At 68.7% G+C, this 25,270-nt stretch carries 1 protein-coding gene (running past one end of the window); it reads left to right on the top strand.

Annotated features, from left to right (window positions below; genetic code table 11):
* A protein-coding gene (locus RJ1_RS09280) for a non-ribosomal peptide synthetase (RefSeq protein ID WP_073359667.1) crosses the window boundary here: on the top strand, nt 1-25,270 show its 3' portion. Its footprint begins 5,780 nt before the window's first position; 25,270 of the gene's 31,050 nt are visible here — the last part of the coding sequence; its start codon lies off the left edge, out of view; it ends in the stop codon at nt 25,268-25,270.

The following is a 25,270-nucleotide window of genomic DNA, read 5'->3' as shown; positions in this document are numbered from 1 at the left end:
CGAATACATCGGGCGCACCGACTTCCAGGTCAAGTTCCGAGGCCAGCGCATCGAGCTCGGCGAGATCGAATTCGTCCTGCGGGCACACCCGTCGGTCACCAGCGCTGCCGTGCTGGTCCATTCCGATCCCGGCACCGGCGATCACCTCGTCGCGTACGTCGTGCCCGAGCCGGGACACGACCTCGATGTCACGCGACTTCGAGAATGCACGGCGGCGTCCCTGCCGGCGTACATGATTCCGGCAGCGCTGATGGTCGTCGACGAATTCCCGCTCAATACGAGTGGAAAGCTCGATCGCAAGGCGCTGCCCGCACCCGAATTCGGTGGCTCCGCCACGGAGTACGTGGCCCCGCGCACGTCCGTCGAGGCCAACCTCGCGGAGATCTTCGCCGAGGTTCTCGGTCTCGACCGTATCGGCGTCCGGGACAACTTCTTCGACGTCGGCGGTAACTCGCTCGTCGCCACCCGGGTCACCTCTCGTATTCGGGCCGAGCTGGGTGCGCCGCTCGCCCTGCGTGACCTGTTCGACGCCCCCACCGTCGGAGCGCTCGCCGAGCGTATCGAGGGAACAGTGCCGACGGCACCACGTGCCCCACTGGTCGCCGCCACGCGTGCCGGACGGATTCCGCTGTCCCCGGCGCAACGTCGCATGTGGTTCCTCAACCAGTTCGATACCGCATCCGCGGCCTACAACATGCCGTTCGCCCTGCGCCTGTCCGGCAAGCTCGACGGCGACGGACTGCGTTCGGCGATCCGCGACGTCCTCGGCCGTCACGAGTCCCTGCGTACCCTGTATCCGGACTCGACGGACGGCCCGCATCAGGTGATCGTCGGCGCCGACGAGGTGTCGCTCGATCTCGACGTGCAGCCGACTACCGAGGCCGAGCTGCCGGCACGACTCCTGACGCTCGCCACCGGGGGCTTCGACGTCACGTCCGCGGTGCCATTGCGCACGGCATTGCTGCGACTGTCCGTCGACGAACACGTGCTGGCCGTGGTGGTGCACCACATCTCCGCCGACGGATCGTCGATGGCCCCGCTCGCACGTGACATCCTGCTCGCCTACACGGCGCGTACGGCTGGGCGGGCACCGTCGTGGGCGCCGATGGACGTGCAGTACGCGGACTACAGCTACTGGCAGGCGGAGTTTCTCGGCGACGAGACCGACGGTCGGTCGCAGGCCGCCGAGCAGATCGAATTCTGGTCCGCGGCGCTCGACGGCATCCCCGACCTGCTGGAGCTGCCCGCTGATCGGCCCCGCCCGGCCGTGCCGACGAATTCGGGTGCGACGGTACCGTTCTCGGTCGACGCCGCCACGGCGAAAGCCGTCGCCGACCTCGCGGCCCGCTCCGCTGCCACGCCGTTCATGGTGTGGCACGCCGCGCTGTCGGTTCTGCTCTCACGGCTGTCGAACGCGGTGGACGTCACCGTCGGCACGCCCGTCGCCGGCCGTGCCGAACCCTCCCTGCAGGACCTCGTCGGCATGTTCGTCAACACTCTCACCCTGCGCGCGCGAGTTTCCGGCGACCTGTCATTCGCCGACGTGCTCGCACAGGTGCGGGATTTCGACCTCGCCGCGTTCGCGCACGCCGATCTGCCGTTCGAGCGTCTCGTGGAGGTACTCGAACCCGCCCGGTCCACAGCCCGTCACCCACTGTTCCAGGTGGGTCTGTCATACGAGAACTTCGAAGCGGGAGTGCTGGAACTGCCCAGGCTGACGGTGAGCGCCGTCGAGATGAATCCGGAGATCGCGAAATTCGATCTGAACGTGACGCTCACCGAGATCCGAGACGAGCGCGGCACCGTGTCCGGTCTCACCGGTGCGTTCACGTATGCGGTCGATCTGTTCGACCGTGACACGGTGGAGTCGTTCGCGGACCGTTTCGCGCGGATCGTGGCGGCGGCGCTGGCCGATCCGGGCACGGCGGTGGGGGACCTGCCGGTGCTGGATCAACGGGAACTCGTTCGCGTACTGCGCGAATGGAACGCCACGGACGTGGAGGTGAGCGAGCGGCCCTACCTCGCCCGCTACGACGAGCAGGCGGCACGGACACCTGATGCGGTGGCGGTGGTGTACCGCGACGTGTCTGTGACGTACCGGGAATTCAACTCGCGGGTCAACCGGTTGGCCCGCACACTCATCGCCGAAGGCGCCGGAACCGAAACCACTGTCGCGGTTGCGGCCCGCCGGTCGATCGAGTTTCTGATCGCCCTGCACGCCGTGCTGCGGACTGGCGCGGCGTACGTGCCACTCGACGTCGACCTTCCGGCGGAGCGAGCGGCCCACGTCATCGAGGCAGCCGACCCGGTTCTCGTCCTGACCGCAGTTCGAGGCGAGTTCGAGACAGACTCCGGAGTCCGGGTGCTCTCGATGGACGGTCTCGAACTCGACCGGTTCGACGATGCCCCGGTGACGGACCGCGACAGGCTGAGGCCTCTCGCGGCCGACAACCTCGCCTATGTCATCTTCACCTCGGGTTCGACCGGCCGACCCAAGGGAGTGGCCGTCTCGCACGCCGGTCTCGGAAGCCACTTCGGGTTCCTGGTGTCTCTCGGCGCGCTGGACGAGACCGATCGGGTTGCCGTCAAGACACCACAGTCGTTCGACGCATCGCTCTGGGAATTGTTGTGGCCCCTGGCTGTGGGAGCACGCGTCGTGATCGCGGAACCGGACGGACACAAGGATCCCGACTACCTCGCGGAACTGATCGACACCGAGCAGATCACGGCGATACATTTCGTCCCGTCGATGCTCGCCGTCTTCACCGACGTGATCGTGCCGTCCCGGTTCTCGTCGCTGCGTACCGTGTTCGTCGGCGGCGAGGCACTGTCCGTCACTGTGGCGCGGCGGTTCGCGGCCGTCTCCGACGCTGCCGTCCTCAACGCGTACGGTCCCGCGGAGGTCGCGCCCGCCTCCACCACCTCATGGGTGGACACCTCGAACTCGGGCATCGTCACCGTGGGTACACCGGTGTGGAACACCCGAGCCTACGTGCTGGACCAGCGGCTCCACCCCAGTCCTGCCGGAGTGACCGGCGAGTTGTACCTGGCCGGCACCCAGGTGTCTCGCGGATACGCGGGACGCCCCGACCTCACCGCCGAACGGTTCGTGGCCAACCCCTTCGACGCGCCAGGCACTCGGATGTACCGGACCGGTGACCGTCTTCGCTGGAACAGCCGCGGCGAATTGGAATACCTCGGCCGCAACGATTTCCAGGTGAAGCTGCGCGGACTGCGGATCGAGCTCGGTGAGATCGAGGCGGTACTCGAATCCGCGGACTCCGTTGCCCAGGCGGTCGTGACCGTGTACTCCGGAGCGGCGAGCGAACAATTGGTGGCCTATCTCGTCACACGTACGGGCACGACGGTCGACACAGAGGCACTGACGACGTATGCCGAGAGCCGGCTGCCTGAATACATGATTCCGGACGGGTTCGTCACGCTCGACGCCTTCCCGCTCAACGCGAGCGGCAAACTGGATCGCGCGGCGTTGCCTGCCCCGGCCGTCGGTGACGTCGCGGTCGCTCGAGTGGAGCCACGTACTCCGATGGAGGAAACACTCGCGGCCTTGTTCCGGGAGGCGCTCGGCGTCGACGACCTGGGGGTGAACGACTCGTTCTTCGCTCTCGGCGGCGACAGCATCGTGTCGATCCAGCTGGTGTCGCGAGCCAAGGCCGCGGGGATCGTATTCACCCCACGGGACGTGTTCGAGCGCAAGAGCATTGCCGCGCTCGCCGAAGTGGCTATCGTCGCGTCGGTGGACCCGCTCGCGCTCGCCGAACTGGCGGGTGGCGGCGTGGGGAACGTCGAGCTGACCCCGGTTGTCCGATCGCTGCTCGACCGGTCGGGTCCGGTGGGCCGGTATTCGCAGTCCGTGCTACTCACGCTGCCGACCGGGATCGAGCGATCGGACATCGTCGCGACGGTGCAGGCGGTGCTCGACAGGCACGACGCGCTGCGGTCCCGACTGCTCCGCGACGGTGCCGACGTGCGTCACTCGGTGTTGCCCGCCGGTGCCGTCGACGCCGATCGACTGGTCACGACGGTGCCGGTGGATCCCGACCTCGGCGACGAAGCCTTCGATGCGCTGATCGACCGCGAACTCTCCGCCGCGGCCGACCGGTTCGACTTCGAGACCCCGGTGCTCACGCAGTTCGTCTGGTTGGATCGCGGGGCGACCCGCCCCGGGCGGCTCCTCGTGGTTGCTCATCACCTGGTCGTCGACGGCGTGTCCTGGCGGATCCTCGTGCCGGACCTCGTTGCGGCGGGAGGTGCCGTCGCAGCTGGTCACGCTCCGAACCTGCCGGAGGTCGGCACGTCGTTGCGGCGGTGGTCGCACGGGTTGTCGGAGGCTGCCCGTCAGCCGTCCGCCCTCGCGCAGTTCGACTACTGGCGAAGCGTTGTCGACGCTCCGGACCCGCTCCTCGGCGACAGGGCTCTCGATCCGGTGCGGGACCGGACCTCGACCACGCAGGAGCTGCACGTCGAGCTGTCCACCGAGATCACGGGCACGCTGCTGGCCCGCGTGCCGGAGGCCTTCCGGTGCTCGGTCGGTGATTCGCTGCTTGCCGGCTTCGCGGTGGCCCTCACCGAGTGGCGCCGTGCGCGCGGGGTGCCCGCCGCCTCTGCATACGTCACCCTCGAGGGTCACGGCCGCGAGGAGTCGGTCGTGCCGGGCGCGGATCTGTCTCGAACCGTCGGCTGGTTCACCAGCGTGTATCCGGTTCGACTCGCCCTGGACGGGGTGGACACACAGGACGCACTCGTCGGCGGCGCGTCGGCCGGCGCCGCGATCAAGGCGGTGAAAGAGCAACTTCTGGCGGTCCCCGACCGGGGCGTCGGGTATGGGCTGCTGCGATACCTCAATCCGGCGACGGCCACCGTTCTCGCGAGATTCGACCCGCCCCAGGTCGTCTTCAATTACCTCGGAAAGACCGGGATGGGCGATCTGTCCCCGGAGATGCGTGAGGTCGGCTGGGTGCCGGATCTTGCGTCGTCGCGCGTCTTCTCGGGTGACACCGATCCGGAGATGAGCGCTTCCGCAGTGATCGAGATCAATGTCGGAGTGACGGATACCGATGCCGGACCGCGACTCGGTGCTTCAGTGCGGTTCGCCGGTGAACTGCTCGCAGCCGACGACGTTCGCGAACTCGTCGATCTGTGGCAGCAGGCGCTCGTCTCACAGATCGAGCACGTCGTCGCCGGATCCGGTGGGGGACTGACCCCGTCGGACGTCGGTACGGTGGCGCTCACCCAGTCCCAGATCGAGGTCTGGGAGCGGGCGTACCCGACCCTCGAGGATGTGTGGGCGCTGTCGCCGCTGCAGGCCGGTTTCCACTTCCATTCGCTGTTGGCCGCCGAGCACAGTGTCGATGTCTACCATTCTCAGCTGCGGATGACCATGCTCGGCGACGTGTCGGCGGATCGGATGCGGGCCGCCGCCGCTGCGCTCCTGGAGCGGTATTCCAACCTGCGGGTGGTGTTCGTGCAGGACGGCGACGTCACGGCGCAGATCCCCCTCCGCGGGGTGGAGGTCCCACTGACCGTGGTCGACCTGTCGGGCCGTGAGAGTGATTCCGGGGAAAGGGAACTCGAGGCGCTGGTCGCAGAGAACCGGACCGCCCCGTTCGACCTGTCCGACGCGCCGCTGCTGCGTCTGCTGCTCGTGCGCACGGGTGCAGGGCGGTACGAGTTGGCGATGACCAACCACCACATCCTCCTCGACGGATGGTCCATCCCGCTGATCGTCCAGGACCTGCTGGTGCTCTACGCGACCGCGGGCGATCAGTCCGCGCTCCCGGCGGTGCGGCCGTACCGGGAATACCTCGACTGGCTGGCCCGCCGAGACCCCTCCGCCTCGCGGGCCGCGTGGGCGCACGCGTTGGATGGCCTCGACGAGCCGACACTGCTCGCGCCTGCCCGCACCGGCGGCACCGTGACGGTGGACCCGGAGGAAGTTCCGATCCACTTTTCCGAGGCGGACACCGCCGAGCTGCTGGCGTTCGCCCGACAGCACGGCGTCACGCCGAACACGGTGATCCAGACTGCGTGGGCCCTGCTGCTCAGGCGACTTACCGGACGGGACGACGTCGTATTCGGCGCCACCGTCTCGGGCCGCCCCCCGCACATCCCCGGGATCGAATCGATGGTCGGACTCTTCATCAACACGGTCCCCGTCCGGGTACGAATCGACGCCGACGAGTCGGTGGCCGGGTTGCTGGCACGGGTGCAGGGGCAGCAGGCCGATTTGCTCGATCACCACTATCTCGGCCTGACGGAAATCCAGGCCGAGGCGGGGGTCGGGGTGCTGTTCGACACGCTCACCGTCTTCGAGTCGTACCCCGTGGATCAGGCGGCGCTGCAGGCGCAGACCGACATCGCCGGTATGCGCGTGGACTCGGTCGAGGTGCACAGTGTCACCCACTACCCATTGAGCCTGATGGCCCAGGTCGACGACACCCTGCGGCTCGGGGTGGCCTACCTGCCGGACACCTTCGAGAGCGACGAGGCGAAGCTGATTGCGGCGCGGCTCGATTCGGTCATCCGTGCGTTGATCGCAGAGCCCTCCGCCGCGGTAGCCGAGGTCACCGGATTCATCCCGGGCGAGTACGCGCGGGTGATGCACGACTGGAACGCCACCGACCACCACGTGCCGGAGTCGACGCTGCTGACGTCGTTCGAGGCGCAGGCGGCGCGTACACCCGATGCTGTTGCCGTCGATTTCGACGGTGACGTACTGACGTACGCAGCCCTCGATGCGCGCGCGAACCAGCTTGCCCGGCATCTGATCGCACTGGGTGTGGCCCCCGAAACCCGAGTGGCCGTGGTGATGCGGCGGTCGCTGGAACTGGTCGTCGGAATCTACGCCGTACTCAAGGCCGGTGGTGCATACGTGCCGGTCGATCCCGATCACCCGGCAGAGCGAACGAGTTACGTGCTCGGGTCGGCACAGCCGGTGTGCGTGCTGACCACCTCGGCCGACCGACCGGACCTGCCGAACGGGATCCCCGTGTCGGACCTCGACACTCTCGACCTTTCGGGTGTCTCCGCGGCGCCGTTGACCGACGCCGAACGTATCGAACCGTTGCGGCCTGCACACCCTGCGTACGTCATCTACACGTCCGGCTCCACCGGCAGGCCCAAGGGAGTCGCGGTACCGCATGCGGCCATCGTGAATCAACTGCTCTGGATGCAGTCGGAGTACACACTCACCGATCGGGATGTGTGGTTGCAGAAGACCGCAACCACGTTCGACGTGTCGTTGTGGGGTTACTTCTGGCCCCTGCAGGTGGGTGCCACGATGGTGCTGGCCACTCCGGACGGGCATCGAGAGCCTGCCTATCTGACTCGGGTCATCGACGAGCGTTCGGTGACGGTCACCGATTTCGTGCCGTCCATGCTCGACGTGTTCGTCGCTGCCGCCGCCGTGGGGTCGTGCCGTTCGCTGCGGCATGTGTTCGTCATCGGCGAAGCGCTGCCGCCCGCGACCGTCCTGCGTTTCCGGGAACTCTCCGCGGCCGGACTGCACAACCTGTACGGGCCCACCGAGGCCGCAGTGTCGGTGACGTACTGGAAGACCGGTGAAGCCGACACCACGAACGTGCCGATCGGTGTGCCGGAATGGAACACCCAGGCCTACGTGCTCGATTCCCGGCTGCACCCGGTTCCCGTCGGTGTTCCGGGGGAGCTCTACCTCGGCGGTGCTCAGCTCGCACGCGGATACCTCGGCCGCGTCGATCTCACGTCCGATCGATTCGTCGCGAACCCGTTCGGACGCACGGGTGAGCGCATGTACCGCACCGGCGACCTCGTGCGATGGACGTCGGCGGGAGCGCTCGTCTACATCGGGCGTACCGACTTCCAGGTGAAGTTCCGTGGTCAGCGCATCGAACTCGGCGAGATCGAGACAGTGCTCCGGTCGCACCCGGCGGTCACCGGTGCCGTCGTGTCGGTGTACTCCGACACCACCGTCGGCGATCATCTGGTCGCGTACGTCGTCGGTACATCCGGAGGCGAGCTGGACGGTGTGGAGCTTCGCCGACAGGCTTCGGAATCCCTGCCGTCGTACATGGTGCCGTCCGCGATCACAGTGCTCGACGAGTTCCCGCTGAACACCAGCGGGAAGCTCGATCGCAAGGAGTTGCCCGCCCCTGAATTCCACGTTGCCACCGAGTACATCGCGCCGCGAAGTGAGGCCGAGCGCACGGTCGCGGCAGTGTTCGCGGACGTGCTGGGTTCGGGCCGGGTGGGTGCGCACGACAACTTCTTCGACCTCGGCGGCAACTCGCTCTCCGTCACACGAGTGGCGGCACGGCTCGGTGAGTCGTCGGGCACCGGACTGTCTGTGCGCGATGTGTTCACCGCGCCCACGGTCGCGGAGTTGGCTCTTCGCCTTGCCGAGCCCACGGCCGCAAGAGGCGCGCGCCCGGTGCTGTCCGCGATGCAGCGACCGGCCCGGATACCGCTGTCACCGGCGCAGCAGCGGATGTGGTTCATCAACCAGTTCGACCCGGCCTCGCCCGCGTACAACCTGCCGCTCGCGGTCCGCATGTCCGGTGCTCTCGATGTCGCAGCGCTGTCGCAGGCACTCGACGACGTCGTCGGACGTCACGAGTCGCTTCGTACCGTTTTCCCCGACACGGAGGACGGACCCGCTCAGGTCGTCGTGTCCGCGGCGGATCTCTCGATGCCCCTCGAGGTCGTGGACGTACCGGAGGGCGAACTCGATTCCCGGATGATCGCATTCGCGTCGCGCGGGTTCGACGTGTCCGAGGAATTGCCGGTACGGGCCACGCTGTTCCGTACCGGTCCCGGCGACCATGTCCTGGCGATCACGCTGCATCACATCGCCGCGGACGGTTGGTCGTTCGGACCTCTCGGCGGGGATGTCATGACCGCGTACGCGGCCCGAGCAGAGTCCCGAAGCCCGGAGTGGATTCCGCTCGCGGTCCAATATGCCGACTACAGTCTGTGGCACAGGGCGGTTCTCGGCAGCGAGGACGAGCCGGAGTCCCTCGTCCGACGCCAACTCGAGTACTGGACGCGGACGCTCGACGGTCTCCCGGACGAGCTGAAACTCCCCTTCGACCGCCAACGCCGGACCGAGCAGTCCTACGCCGGGGGATCCGTGGGGTTCACCATCACCCCCGAGATCCACAGCGGCATCGAGCGGTTGGCGCGTGGACACGGAGCCACGGTCTTCATGGTGGCGCACGCCGCCTTCGCGCTCCTGTTGGCCCGCTTGTCCGCGTCGGACGATATCGCCATCGGAGCGCCGATCGCCGGACGTGGTGAACGCGCTCTCGACAACCTGGTCGGAATGTTCGTCAATACGCTCGTGCTCCGCACGCGCATCGAGGGTGCTGAGACGTTCGCGGAGTTGCTGACGCGGGTACGCGACGGCGACATCGGGGCATTCGGCCACGCGGACCTCCCCTTCGAGCGTCTCGTCGACGTTCTCGACCCCGTGCGGACGTCCGCGCATCACCCGCTCATCCAGACTGCGCTGTCGATGCAGCCGACGGCACTCGACGACATCGAACTCCCCGGACTCCGGGTGCGTGTCGAGGACATCGACGCGCGCGTCGCGAAATTCGACCTGCAGCTGACATTGGGCGAGACCATCGACCCCGCGGGCGTTCCGTCGGGTATTCGCGCCGAGTTCACCTACGCCGCAGACTTGTTCGACGACGTTACTGTGCGCAGGTACGCGGTGCAGCTCGTGAGAATCCTCGAAACAGTGATCGCGGACCCCACCACGGTGGTCGGCGACGTGAATCTCCTCGACGACGCCGAGAGGGCCCGCCTGGCACCGGTTCGCGGGGCTCCGAGTCGACCTACTCGACTGCTGCCCGAAGTCCTGGCCGAGTCGGCGGCCGACCCGTCCGCGACTGCGCTCGTCTTCGGCGGCCGTTCGATGACCTACGGAGAACTGGACCGGAGATCCAACCTCTGGGCGCGCGAATTGATCGAGGCCGGAGCCGGCCCCGAGACGTTCGTGGCCGTCGCGCTGGCCCGCTCGATCGAATCGGTGCTCGCCGTCTGGGCCGTTGCCAAGACAGGTGCCGCGTTCGTGCCGGTGGACCCGAGCTACCCGGCCGAACGGATCGCACACATGCTCGGCGATTCGGGAGCCGCGCTCGGCCTCACGACGGTCGAGTTCCGAGGCGGATTGCCCGACTCGACACGGTGGCTCGTGATGGACGATCCCGACCACGCTGCGCTGGTGGAGTCCCATTCCCCGGCGGCGGTGACAGCGGCCGATCGCCTCGGACGGATGCACGCGGACCAACTCGCCTACCTCATCTACACGTCCGGATCCACTGGACTGCCCAAGGGCGTCGCCGTCACACATTCGGGGCTCGCGAACCTCCTGACCGAGCTGGCCGACGAGTACGAACTCACCGCCGACGCCCGTACCCTGCACTTCGCATCACCCAGTTTCGACGCCTCCGTGTTCGAGTATCTGATGGCCTTCTGCAGGGGCGCGACGATGGTGGTCGTTCCCCACTCGGTGTACGGCGGTACGGAGCTCGCCGAACTCCTGGGCGAGCAGAGAGTCACGCACGCCTTCATCACCCCGGCCGCGTTGGCGTCCGTCGACCCCACGGGACTCGATGAACTCGCCGTCATCGTCGTCGGCGGAGAGGCCTGGGGTGCCGACCTCGCCGAGCGTTGGGTACCGGGGCGGGCAGTGTTCAACGGATACGGGCCGACCGAGTCCTCGATGATGGTGACGCAGAGTGGACCGCTGATGCTCGGCGAGCGGATGACCATCGGCGGCCCTGTGCGCGGTGTCGAGGCGTTCGTCCTCGATGCGCGGATGCATCCCGTGCCCCCCGGTGTGCCGGGGGAGCTGTACGTGTCGGGACCAGCGCTTGCCCGCGGCTACCACCAGCGCCTCGGTCTCACCGCGGAGCGTTTCGTCGCGAACCCCCACGGCGCACCCGGCCGGCGGATGTACCGCACCGGCGACCTCGTCCGGTGGGTCGAGTCCCGCACCGGGACGTACGTCATCGAATACGTCGGGCGCAGCGACTTCCAGGTGAAGATTCGTGGATTCCGTGTGGAGCTCGGTGAGATCGACTCCGTGTTCCGAGCGCATTCTGCGGTCGGGTTCGCCGCGACCGTCGCGCACGACACCGAATCCGGCGTCACAGCGCTGGTCACCTATGTCTGTGCTGCGTCGGGGAACGACGTCGACGTCGACGACCTGACCGCATTCGTCGGCGGGGCGTTGCCTGCGCACATGGTCCCCGGTTCGATCATGGTTCTCGACTCGATCCCGCTGACACCGGCGGGCAAGCTCGACCGCCGCGCCCTCCCCGAGCCCGTGTTCGCGAGCCACACCCGATTCACCGCACCCGCAACGGCGGACGAGCTCGCCGTCGCCGCAGCGTTCGCGGATGTGCTGGGCGAATCACGTATCGGTGTGGACGACAACTTCTTCGCTCTCGGTGGCAACTCGTTGTCCGCCACCCAGGTGGTTTCCCGGGTCGGTTCGGCGTTCGGCACCCGTGTCTCCGTCCGCACACTGTTCGACAATCCCACTGTGCGTCAGCTGGTGTCCGCAGTGGCCACGTCGGGGCCGGACGCGTCCTCGGGGCGGCCCGCGCTGACGCGGCGCGAGCGTCCGGGACGGATCCCGTTGTCGCTGGCGCAGCAGCGGATCTGGTTCCTCAACCAGTTCGATCCTTCGTCGTCTGCGTACAACATCCCACTCGCACTGCGGATGTCGGGCCGGATCGACGTCCCGGCCTTGCGTGCTGCGCTCGGTGACGTTCTCGAACGTCACGAGTCGTTGCGGACCGTGTATCCGGGTTCGGCGGACGGTGCGCATCAGGAGGTCCTGCCGGCCGCCGCGGCAGAGTTCGATCTCACACCGATCCGAACCGCGCCGGACCAGCTGATGCTCCGGATCGCCGAGTACGCGGCCGCAGGTTTCGATGTGACCGGGGAGATCCCGTTCCGAATCCACCTGTTCCGGGAGAACCGTTCCGAACATGTGCTGCTGCTCGTCGCGCACCACATCGCTGCAGACGGATGGTCGTTCGGTCCGCTCGCCGCCGACGTGATGGCCGCATACGCATCCCGAGTGGAAGGGCTGGCGCCGTCCTGGGAGCCGCTACCCGTCCAGTACGCCGACTACAGTGTCTGGCAGCGGGAACTGCTCGGCGCCGAGGACGATCCGGACAGTCTGTCCGCCAAGCAGATCGAGCGTTGGCGTGCGGCTCTGGACGGTGCACCCGAGGCAATCGATCTGCCTACGGACCACCCTCGTCCCGCGGTAGCGTCGCACCGCGGCGAACGGGTGGACTTCGTGATCGATGCCGGCACCCACCGGGGGCTTGTCGAGCGCGCCCAGAAGGGCGGCACCACGCTGTTCATGGTCGTTCATGCTGCGTTCGCGACGCTCCTGCACAGACTCAGCGGCAGCACGGACATCGTGATCGGCACACCCGTCGCCGGCCGCGGCGACGAGGGACTCGACCCGCTCGTCGGAATGTTCGTGAACACCCTCGCCTTGCGCACACGGATTCACCCCGGCGAGAGTTTCGGCGCTCTCCTGGAACAGGTGCGCGATGTCGATCTCACGGCGTTCCAGGACACAGAGGTTCCCTTCGACCGGCTCGTCGAGATCCTGCGTCCCACCCGGTCGTCCGATCGGCACCCGCTGTTCCAGGTGATGTTCGCCTTCCAGAACCTGCGACGGGTGACGCTGGAACTGCCGCAGTTGGTGGTGGAGGCCGTCGACTTCGATCCCCACATCGCGAAGTTCGATCTGGATCTGGCGCTCGCCGAAACCGTGGACGACGCCGGACACCACCACGGGATCTCCGGTGCCTTCACGTTCGCATCGGAACTCTTCGAACGCGCCACGGTCGCGGGATTCGCGGACCGATTCCTGCGGATCCTCGAGGCGGTCGCTGCCGCCGACGACATCGCCGTCGGCGATATCGCCATCCTGGGTGCCGCTGAGCAACGGTCCCTCGCACCGGTGTGGGGCGGGCCGCCTCTCGCGAACGCCACTCTGCCCGAGCTGCTCGTCGCGACGGCGGAACGGTATCCGGACTCGACTGCGCTCGTGTTCGACGGTGTGTCGATCGACTACCGCGAGCTGGACCGGCGATCGACGCAGCTGGCACGCGCACTCATCGGGATGGGCGTCGGCCCGGAAACCTACGTCGCAGTGGCCTTGCCGCGCTCCGTCGAATCGGTGCTGTGCGTGTGGGCCGCTGCCAAGACCGGTGCGGCCTATGTTCCGATCGACCCCGCGCATCCGGTGGACCGCATCGCGCACATTCTGCGGGATTCGGGAGTCGTCGTCGGTGTCACCCGCGCCGAGTTCGCCGAACACCTCCCGGGTGTGACCGACTGGCTCGTACTCGACGACCCGGAGGTGCTCCGCGAATTGTCCTCGGCGAGCACGGAGCCGGTCGGGGACGCGGACCGCACAGCCGCTCTGCACGTCGATCATCCCGCCTATCTCATCTACACGTCGGGTTCGACAGGACTGCCCAAGGGAGTGGTGGTCTCCCACCGCGGACTTGCGAATCTCGCCGGCTCGTATACCACCGCGGTGCGGACCACCGCGGAGTCCCGGGTCGCGCACCTCGCGTCCCCGACATTCGACCTGTCCGTCCTCGAACTGCTCCTGGCCCACACTTCCGGGGCCGCGCTGGTGGTCTGTCCGCCCGGTGTGTACGGCGGCACAGAGCTGCACGAGGTGCTGCAGTCCGAGCGCGTCACGCACATGACCATCACGAATGCCGCTCTGGCGTCGGTCGACCCGGAGGGACTGGACGACCTACGCTCGATCGTCGTCGGCGGCGACGCCTGCCCACCGGAGACGGTGGCGCGGTGGGCCGACCGGATCGAACTCGTCAACGGGTACGGTCCCACCGAAGTGACGGTGGGCGCCACATTCAGCTCGGTGCTCGGCCCGGGCAGAGACATCACCATCGGCGGGCCACTGCCCGGCGTCGCCGCCGTGGTTCTCGATTCGAGGCTGCGGCCCGTGCCGGTCGGTGTCGTGGGAGAGCTGTATCTGCTGGGACCGGCTCTGGCACGCGGGTACCACGAGCGTGCCGCGCTCACGGCAGACCGCTTCGTGGCCAGTCCGTTCGAGGCGGCCGGTGCCCGGATGTACCGCACCGGTGACATAGTGCGCTGGCGCGCAGTGCATTCCGGTGTGACCGGCAGCATGACCGACGGCACACTCCCCGGACATGCGATCGAATACCTCGGCCGCTCCGACCATCAGGTCAAGGTTCGTGGCCTTCGTATCGAACTCGGCGAGATCGATGCCGCCCTCAACGCGCATCCCGACGTCGAATTCGCTGCCACCCTGGGCTACGAGTCGCCCTCGGAAACACGACTGGCATCGCACGTGCTCGTCGGTGCGGGCGCCGACCGTGATCCGGCAGCTCTGCTCGCGTTCCTGCGTCAGACATTGCCGGGGTACATGGTTCCGTCGGCGCTGGTGTTCCTGGACACCATCCCGCTGACGCCGAATGGCAAACTCGACCGGGGCGCCCTGCCCGCGCCCGACTTCGGCGCGGCAGCCAAGGAGATCGCGTACCGGGCGCCGCGGAACGCACTGGAGCGGTCGATCGCGGATGCGTTTGCCGAAGTGCTGGGCGGTACGGACATCGGTCTCGACACGGATTTCTTCGAAGCAGGCGGTAACTCGCTCTCCGCGACGCGGGTGACCGCCCGGGTGGGCGCCCTCCTCGACATCCGGGTCACGGTGCGTGACGTCTTCGAAGCCCCGACCGTCCTCGCGCTGGCAGATTCGCTGGCGCCGCGGATGTCCGGGTCCGGCGACGGCATTTCCGCCGGACCGGCCCTGGTGCCGCAGCCGCGTCCCGACCGGATCCCGCTGTCACTCGCACAGCAACGGATGTGGTTCCTCAACCAATTCGACACCTCGTCGGCGACGTACAACCTGCCCGCGGCCGTCCGCCTGACCGGATCGCTCGACCGTGCGGCGCTGACGTCGGCGATCGACGATCTGATCAGCAGGCACGAATCGCTGCGGACCGTCTTCCCCGATACGCGCGGCGGTCCCCACCAGGTGATCCTCGAACCCGGGGAGGTCACCCTCGACGTCGCACCGCTCCGCGTGAGCGAAGCCGCACTGCACGCGGACCTCCAGGAGTTCCTCCTGGCCGGGTTCGACGTCTCCCAGGCCGTGCCACTGCGGGTGAAGGTGTATTCGCTCGGCGACACCGAGCACGTCGTCGCCCTCGTCGTCCACCACATCTCGGCCGACGGCGCGTCGATGGAACCGCTGATCCGGGACCTGATGATCGCCTACGCGAGCCGCGCCGCGGGCCGGGCGCCCGACTGGGCGCCGCTGCCGGTGCAGTACGCCGACTACGCGCTGTGGCAGCGGACGGTGCTCGGCGACGAGTCCGATCCGGCCAGCCTCGCCGCCGCGCAACGGGAGTACTGGACCCGGTCGCTCGCCGGCGTCCCGGACCAGCTGTTCCTGCCGGGTGACCGGGGCAGGCCCGCCGTCCCGTCCCATCACGGTGCGGCAACGCGGTTCACCCTCGACGCCGACACGCACCGGGCCCTGGTCGAGCTCGCCCGGGCGCACGGCGCCAGCCTCTTCATGGTCGCCCACGCCGCCCTCGCCGTGCTGCTGGGTCGCCTCAGCACCACCTCCGACATCACCATCGGTACGGCCGTCGGCGGGCGTGGCCGGGCGGAACTCGACGACCTCATCGGGATGTTCGTCAATACCCTCGCCCTGCGCACGACGGTGGACCCGGGAGCGTCGTTCGTGGCGCTGCTCGAGCAGGCCCGGGACGTCGACCTCGAGGCCTTCGCCCACTCCGACCTGCCGTTCGAGCGGCTGGTCGAAGTCCTGAGCCCCGTCCGCTCCACCTCGCACCATCCGCTGTTCCAGGTGGCGCTCGGCGTGGACGCGGTGTCTGCCGACCGACTCGAACTGGACGGACTGTCCGTGGAACCGGTCGCCGCCCCGGTGAGCATCGCGAAGTTCGACCTGCACTTCACGCTCACCGAGCGGCTGGGCGACGGGGCCGAGGCCGCCGGGATCGACGCTGAAATCGTCTACGCCACGGACATGTTCGATGCATCCACCGCGTCCGAGTACGCGGCACGTCTGCGCCGGATCTTCGAGGCGGTGGTTGCCGACCCGCACCGGCCGATCGGCGACATCCCCGTCCTCGGCGACGAGGAATATGCTGCGCTCACCCCGGTGCGCGGCGCCGACGCCCGGCCGGTGCAGTTGCTGCCCGAGATCCTGGCCGGCGCCGTCGCCGCGGCACCCGAGGGTCCGGCGGTCGTCTTCGGGGGCGAGAGCCTGTCGTACCGGGATCTCGACGAACAGTCGAACCAGTTGGCCCGGTTGCTCGTCGACCGGGGAGTGGGGCCCGAGACCCGGGTCGTGCTGGCGCTGCCGCGGTCGTTCGAATCCGTGGTGGCCGTGTGGGCGGTGGCGAAGTCCGGCGCCGCCTTCGTTCCCGTCGACCCCGGGTATCCCGCCGACCGCGTCCTGCACATGGTGCAGGACTCCGGGGCGATGGTCGGGATCACCGTGTCCGCGAAACAGGGGCTCCTCCCGGACTCGATCCGGTGGATGGTGCTGGACGACCCGGCGCTCGAGGTGCGCTGCACCCACGAATCCCGGCTGCCGCTCACCAACCGCGACCGCATGCGGCCGATCCTGTCCGATCAGGTGGCCTATGTCATCTACACGTCGGGATCCACCGGCCGGCCCAAGGGCGTCGCGGTCACGCACCGCGGCCTGATGAACCTGGTGACCGACGAGCGTGAGCTCCTCGGTGTGACGTCCCGTTCGCGGACACTGCATTTCGCCTCCCCGAGTTTCGACGCGTCCGTCTTCGAGATGCTGATGGCGCTCGCCGCGGGAGCGACGATGGTCATCGCGCCGCCCACCATCTACGGCGGATCGGAACTCGCGGAACTCCTCGCCGCCGAACACGTCACCCACGCGTTCTCCACGCCGGCGGCGCTGGCGTCGGTGGACCATCACGGGCTCGACGACCTGGCCGTGGTTGTGGTCGCGGGTGACGTGTGCCCACCGGAACTGGTCGCCCGCTGGGCGCCCGGGCGACGCATGGTCAACGCATACGGTCCCAGTGAGGCGACGATCATGTCGTCCATCACCGACCCGCTGCGGGCCGGTGAACCGGTCACCATCGGCGGCCCGAGCCGCGGAGTGCGGGCCCTCGTCCTGGACGCGCGGCTGCGTCCGGTGCCGGTGGGTGTGCCGGGCGAACTGTACGTCGGGGGACCGAGCCTCGCCCGCGGCTACCTCGGACGACCGGGTCTGACCGCCGAACGCTTCGTCGCCGATCCGTTCGGGGAGCCCGGCGAACTCATGTACCGCACCGGCGACCTCGTCCGGTGGCGGGAGAACCGGGTGCTCGATTTCGTCGGCCGCACCGACCACCAGGTGAAGATCCGCGGGTTCCGCATCGAACTCGGCGAGATCGACGCCGCGCTCACCGCGCACCCGCAGATCGAGTACGCCACCACGATCGGGTACGAGCACCCGAACGGGGAGACCTCCCTCGTCGCGTACGTGCTGCCGTTCACCGGCGAGGACGTGGACCGGGTCGAGGTCGCGAACTTCGTCGGCCGGACCCTGCCCGCCTACATGGTTCCCGCGTCCGTCACCCTCCTCGACGCCCTGCCGCTCACCCCCGCGGGCAAACTCGACCGGGCCGCGCTGCCCCAGCCGGTCTTCGCGGCGGCGGCGCGGGTCTTCGAGGCGCCGCGGAACCCGATGGAACTGATCGTCGCCGGCATCTTCTCGGACATTCTCGCCTTGCCCGAGATCGGCATCCACGACAGCTTTTTCGACCTCGGCGGCAACTCGCTGCTCGCCACCCAGGTGGTGTCGCGGATCAACGCCGCCGTCGACGTCCACGTCGGCGTGCGCGAGGTGTTCGAATCGCCGACCGTCGCGGCCCTCGCGGCGCGGATCACCGAAACCACCACCCACGGTGTGCGCCGCCCCGCGCTGACGGCGCAGCCCCGGCCCGACCGCATTCCGCTGTCGCCGGCGCAGCGGCGAATGTGGTTCATCAACCAGTTCGACACCGCATCACCCGCCTACAACCTCCCCGTCGCGCTCCGGCTGTCGGGCGAGGTGGACGTGCGCGCCATGCAGATCGCGATCGCCGACCTCGTCGGCCGGCACGAGGCACTGCGTACCGTCTACCCCGATTCCGCCGACGGACCGCACCAGGTGATCGTGCCCGCCGGTGACGCGGTGCCCGACCTCACCCCGGTCCCGGCGCACCCCGACGACATCCTCGAGCGGGTGACGGCGCTCGTGACGACCGGTTTCGACGTGACCGCGGACGTGCCGCTGCGCGCGCGGATGTACCGCGTCGGCGCCGACGACTACGTCCTCGTGATGGTGGCCCACCACATCTCCGGTGACGGCTGGTCGCTCGCCCCGCTGGCCCGCGACGTCATGCTCGCGTACACCGCCCGCGCCGAGGGCCACGTTCCCCGCTGGACACCGCTGCCGGTGCAGTACGCCGATTACAGCCTGTGGCAGCGGGACCTGCTCGGCGACGAGGCCGATCCCGAATCGGTGGCCACCGCCCAGATCGGGTACTGGACCCGCACGCTGGAGGGCCTGCCGGATCGGCTCGCCCTGCCGGCGGATCGTCCCCGGCCCGCGGTCGCCTCCCACCGGGGCGGGCACGTGCCGTTCACCATCGACGCCGGCACCCACCGCGCACTGCTGGCGCTCGCCCGGGACCGGAATGCGTCGCTGTTCATGGTGATGCACACCGCGCTCGCGGTGCTGCTCGCACGACTGAGCAACGAGTCCGACATCGCCATCGGCGCCCCCATCGCCGGCCGCGGCGAGGAATCCCTCGACGAACTCGTCGGCATGTTCGTGAACACCCTGGTCCTGCGCACCCCGATCGACCCCGCGAGTTCGTTCGCGGACAGCCTGAACGTCGCCCGGTCGACCGACCTGAGCGCGTTCGCGCACTCCGACATTCCGTTCGAACGCCTCGTCGACGTGCTGAACCCGGCCCGCTCCCGCTCGCACCACCCGCTGTTCCAGGTGGCGTTCTCGTTCCAGAACCTCGCCGCCACGACCCTCGAGCTGCCGGGCCTGCACGTCGAGGGGCTCGACGTGCCGAACGCGATCTCCAACTTCGATCTGCATCTGACGCTGTCGGAGAAGCATGACGTCGACGGATCCCCGGACGTGATCGAGGCCCAGTTCACCTACGCCGCCGACCTCTTCGACGAATCGACCGTGCGAACGTTCGCGGAACGCTTCGCCCGCATCCTCGCGTCGGTCGTCCGGAATCCGGACATCGCGGTCGGTGCCATCGACCTCCTGGATGGCAGCGAACGGCACTCCGTCCTCGCCGAGTTCAACGACACCACCGTCGATCTGCCGCCGACGACGCTCACCGAACTGTTCTCCGCCCAGGCGGCGCGCACACCCGATGCGGTCGCGGTCTCGTTCGACGGCACCGAACTCACGTACGCGGAGTTCGGCCGCCGAGTCGACGCGCTCGCCCACCGGCTGATCGATCGCGGCGTGGGACCGGAATCCGTGGTGGGACTGGCGATGAACCGGTCGATCGAACTGCTGGTCGGAATGTACGCGGTGCTGCGGGCCGGTGGGGCGTACCTGCCGATCGACCTCACCCATCCTGCCGAGCGCCTCGCCTACGTACTCGACACGGCGCGACCGGTGTGCATCCTCACGACGTCCTCGGACGGGTTCACCGCCGAGCACGTTCCCGTGATCGAGATCGACACCCTCGATCTGACCGGGTGCCCGCACGAGCCGGTGACCGACGCGCACCGGACGGCTCCGCTGCGGCCGGAGAACACGGTGTATCTGATCTTCACATCCGGCTCCACCGGACGACCCAAGGGTGTCGCGGTGTCGCATGCCGCCATCGCGAACCAATTGCGCTGGAAACAACACGAATACCCGCTCGACACGACGGATGCCGTGCTGCAGAAGACACCGGCCACGTTCGACCTGTCGGTGTGGGAACTGTTCTGGCCGCTCACCGCCGGAGCCCGCCTCGTCGTCGCCCGCCCGGACGGTCACCGCGACCCGGCGTACCTGGCGGACCTGATGCGTGAGCAGCGGGTCACGACAGCGCATTTCGTGCCGTCGCTGCTGGAAGCCTTCGTGGCGACCCCGGGCGCGGGGGAGCAGCCCGCCCTGCGCCGGGTGCTGTGCATCGGCGAGGCGCTGCCCGCCGACACCGCGGCCCGCTTCGGCCGCCTGTTCGGCGCGGTCGCGCTGCACAACCTGTACGGGCCCACCGAGGCCGCCGTGTCCGTGACCGCCTGGACCCACACCGCCACCGAGACCGACAGCATTCCGATCGGCGGCCCCGAGTGGAACACACAGGTGTTCGTGCTGGACGCCCGGCTGAATCCGGTTCCCGTCGGGGTCGCGGGCGAACTGTACCTGGCCGGTGAGCAACTGGCCCGCGGGTACGTGGGTCGCACCGACCTGACAGCCGAGCGCTTCGTCGCCAACCCCTTCGGTGCGCCCGGTGCGCGGCTGTACCGCACCGGTGACGTGGTCCGCTGGCGCATCCGGGAGGGACGGGGCGTCCTCGAGTACCTCGAACGCTCCGACTTCCAGGTGAAGGTCCGCGGTTTCCGCATCGAACTCGGCGAGATCGAGGCTGCGCTGGTGGCGAGCACGGGTGTGGGACAGGCCGTCGTGATCGCCCACGAGGATCCGCACACCGGGACCGCCCTGGTCGGGTACGTCGTCGCCGAGGACGGCGTCACTGTCGACCCGGCCGCGGTGCTGGCCGAGGTCGGCAACGCCGTGCCGAGCTACATGGTGCCCGCATCGCTCGTCGTGCTCGCGGCACTGCCGCTGACCACGAACGGCAAACTCGACCGCAAGGCCCTGCCTGCCCCCGACTTCGTCTCGGCGACAGTGGAATACCGTGCCCCCGCGACACCCACCGAGGAGATCGTCGCCGGGGCGTTCGCCGACGTGCTCGGCGTGGAACAGGTCGGGGCGGCCGCGAACTTCTTCGACCTGGGCGGCAACTCCCTCGTCGCCACCCGGGTGGTCGCCCGGCTGTCGGAGGGGCTCGGGCGCCGCGTGGAGATCCGCTCCCTGTTCGAGGCCCCCACGGTCTCCGCCCTTGCGTCGCTGCTGGATTCGCTCGACGCGACCGCAGCCGCGAGACCGGCACTCGCGCCCGCGGTGCGCCCCGAACACATACCGCTCTCGTCGGCGCAGCACCGAATGTGGTTCCTCAACAGGTTCGACCCGGACTCCGCCGTGCACAACATCCCGGTGGCCGTCCGGCTGTCGGGCGCACTGGACGTCGACGCACTGCAGCGCGCGGTCACCGACGTGGTCGGCAGGCACGAGTCGCTGCGCACGGTGTACCCGGACTCGGCCGACGGCCCGCGCCAGGTGATCCTGCCCGTCGGTCGGGTGGGGACCGAGTTGCCGGTCGTCACGACCGAGGAATCGGCGCTACCCGCCCTGATCGTCGACCTCGTGACCACCGGTTTCGACGTCACCACCGAAGTTCCGGTGCGGGTCCGGATCTTCCGGATCTCGGCGAACGAACACGTGCTGGTGTTGGTGGTGCATCACATCTCCGGCGACGGCTGGTCGATGGCGCCGATGGTCCGCGACGTGATGACGGCGTACGCGGCACGGTCGGCGGGCGCCGCGCCGGGCTGGGAGCCGCTGCCGGTGCAGTACGCCGACTACGCACTGTGGCAGCGGGCACTGCTCGGGGACGAGACCGATCCCGACTCGGTGGCCGCACGGCAACTCGCGTTCTGGACGCGCACCCTCACGGGCACGCCCGGTCAGCTGGAACTGCCGACCGACCGGCCGCGTCCCGCGGTCGCGTCGTATCGAGGCGGCACCGTCGACTTCACCGTGCCGTCCGATCTGCACCACGGCCTGCTCGGTGCGGCGCGGGACGCGAACGCCACCCTGTTCATGGTCGTGCACTCGGCGCTGGCGGTGCTGCTGAGCCGCCTCGCGGGTGCGGGTGACATCGCGATCGGCACTCCGGTCGCGGGACGCGGTGAACGCGAACTCGACGACCTGATCGGCATGTTCGTCAACACGCTGGTGCTGCGACAGCAGGTCGACAGCAGCCGGACCTTCGCCGAACTCGTCGCCGATGTCCGGGAGACCGATCTGGCCGCCTTCTCCCATGCGGACGTCCCGTTCGAGCGTCTGGTGGAGGTGATCAACCCCGAGCGTTCCACCGGGCGGCACCCGCTGTTCCAGGTGATGCTCGCGTTCCAGAACCTGGAACAGGCCACCCTGGAACTGGGCGACCTGTCGGTGAGCGGCGCCGACTTCGACGTGGACATCGCCACATTCGATCTGCAACTCACCCTGATGGAGCAGTTCGATTCCGACGGCCGCCCGGACGGGATGGCGGCCCGCCTCACGTATGCCTCCGACCTGTACGACGAGCCGTCCATGCACGTGTTCGGGCAACGGTTCCTGCAGGTGCTGCGGGCGGCCACCGACAGCCCGGGCGCCGCCGTCGGCGACATCGACGTCCTCGGCAGCGGTGAGCGGAAGCAGATCGCCGGCACCAACGCCACGTCGCACGATGTCCTCGCCGGCACCCTGACCTCGCTGTTCGATGCACGAGTCGCCGCGGACCCTGACCTGCTCGCGGTGGTCTTCGACAGGGACGAGCTGACCTACACCGAGTTCGACGCCCGCGTGAACAGGCTGGCGCGCCGCCTGATCGAGCAGGGCGTCGGCCCCGAGGCGGTGGTGGCGGTGGCGATGCGCCGCTCGACCGATCTGCTGGTGTCGATCTATGCGGTGGCGAAGGCCGGCGGCGCCTACCTGCCGGTCGACCCCGACCATCCGGCCGAGCGCACTGCGCATATCGTCGACACCGCGCGGCCGGCATGTGTGCTGGTCAGCGGTGACGGCGCCCGCCCCGGTGGGGGAAGGATCCCCGTCATCGACGTCGCAGCCGAAGACCTGTCCGGCTACGACAGCACACCCGTCACCGACATGGACCGACTGTGGCCGTTGACCGCGGCGAACACGGCGTACGTCATCTTCACGTCCGGTTCGACGGGCCGGCCGAAGGGTGTCGCGGTCAGCCACGGGGCGATCGTGAACCGCCTGCTGTGGATGCAGCACGAATACGGGCTGACCAGCGAGGATGTCGTGGTGCAGAAGACGCCGGTGACGTTCGACGTGTCGGTGTGGGAGCTGTTCTGGCCGCTGCAGGTGGGTGCCACCGTGGTGGTCGCCGCACCCGACGGTCACCGCGATCCGCGGTACCTGACGGGGCTCGTGCAGGAACGTCACGTGACGACCATGCACTTCGTGCCGTCGATGCTGTCGGAATTCACCGCGGAACCTGCTGCGGCGCAGTGTGAGTCGTTGCGGATGGTGTTCTGTTCGGGTGAGGCGTTGACGTCGGAGCAGGTGTCGCGGTTCCGGTCGGTCAGTGGTGCGGATCTACACAACTTGTACGGTCCGACGGAGGCGGCGGTCGACGTCACGTACTGGGAGACGGGTCCGGCGGACACGCACACGGTGCCGATCGGGCGTCCGGTGTGGAACACGCAGTTGCATGTGCTCGATGCCCGCTTGCATCCGGTGCCGAACGGGGTGGCGGGGGAGTTGTATCTGGCGGGGGATCAGCTGGCGCGGGGATATCTGAACCGGGCGGATCTGTCGGCGGAGCGGTTCGTGGCGAACCCGAGCCTGGTGGGCGGGCGGATGTACCGCACGGGTGATCTGGTGCGGCGCCGCACCGACGGTGCGCTGGAGTATCTGGGTCGGACGGATTTCCAGGTGAAGTTGCGCGGCCAGCGGATCGAGTTGGGAGAGATCGAGACCGCGCTCGAGACTCATCCGGCGGTGACGCAGGCCGTCGTGGCGGTGCTCCGCGACGACCGCGGCGAGGAAGCCCTCGTGGCGTATCTGGTGGGACGGAGCGCGGCCGACTGGACCGACGTGCGTGCGCACCTGGCTGCCCGGGTTCCGTCGTACATGATTCCGGCGCACGTGGTGCACCTCGACGGCCTGCCGCTGTCCGTCAACGGCAAACTCGACCGTGGGGCGCTACCCGTGCCGGTCCGTTCCGCAGCCGCCGAGTACCAGGCGCCGCGAACGGCGGCCGAGCGTGCCGTCGTCGCGGTGTTCGAGGACGTGCTCGGCGTCGACCGTGTCGGAGTCGAAGACAGCTTCTTCGACCTCGGCGGCAACTCGCTGATCGCCACCCGGGTCGCGTCCGCGCTCGGCGTCGAGCTCGGAATCGACTTCCCGCTGCAATGGATGTTCACCGACCCGACTCCGCAGTCGCTGGGGCGCCGCATCCAGCGCTGGACACCCGACGGTGCGGGGGACAGCGGTGCGTCGCTCGACGTACTTCTCCCGATCCGCACGAGGGGGGCGGCGGACCCCCTGTTCTGCGTGCACCCGTTCATCGGGCTCGCCTGGAGTTACGCGGGCTTGAGCCGCGAGCTGACCCAGGACCGGCCGATCTACGGCCTGCAGTCGCCGACTCTCACCGAGGACGGTGCGGTTCCGGAGACGATCACCGACTTCGCGGCCCGCTACGTGCGGGAGATCCGGTCCATCCAGCCGCACGGCCCGTACCACCTGCTGGGCTGGTCGCTCGGCGGCGTCATCGCCCACGAGATGGCGGTGCAGTTGCAGGGCGTCGGCGAAGAGGTGCGTCTCCTCGGTCTGCTCGACAGCTACGTCGGACTCGACCGGAGCGTGGAGAACTCCGTGACCACCGCGGACCTTCTCGGCGGTGTCGGCCTCGACCTTCCGGACCCGGGTGTTCTCGACGAACTCGCGCCGGACGGGCAGTTCGACGCCGAGCGGGCCGCGGCGCTGCTGCGCGTCGTCGGCGGCCCGCTGGCGGAGCTGACCGCGCCGCAACTCGACCGGATCTACGCAAATGCACTGCGCGCCCCGGACCTGATCGACGGTCACCGGCCGCGGGAGTTCGACGGAGATCTGGTGTTCTTCACCGCCGCCCTCGACGACGGATTCCACGTCGACCCGGTGACCTGCTGGGGCAACTTCGTGCGCGGGACCATCGCCGAACATCCGGTCGATGCGACGCACTGGACGATGACGACCCCCGACGCGCTCGCCGCGATCGCACCGCATCTCGAGACGTCGCGTCGCCGTCCGAGGCACGCCGCACCCGACACGGGAAGGGACACCGATCCCGACGACAGCGAGAACCGGCCGCATTCGGTGCGCTGA

The organism is Rhodococcus jostii NBRC 16295, assembly GCF_001894825.1.
Classification (GTDB): Bacteria; Actinomycetota; Actinomycetes; order Mycobacteriales; family Mycobacteriaceae; genus Rhodococcus_F; species Rhodococcus_F jostii.
This window is presented reverse-complemented; position numbering and strand designations above follow the sequence as displayed.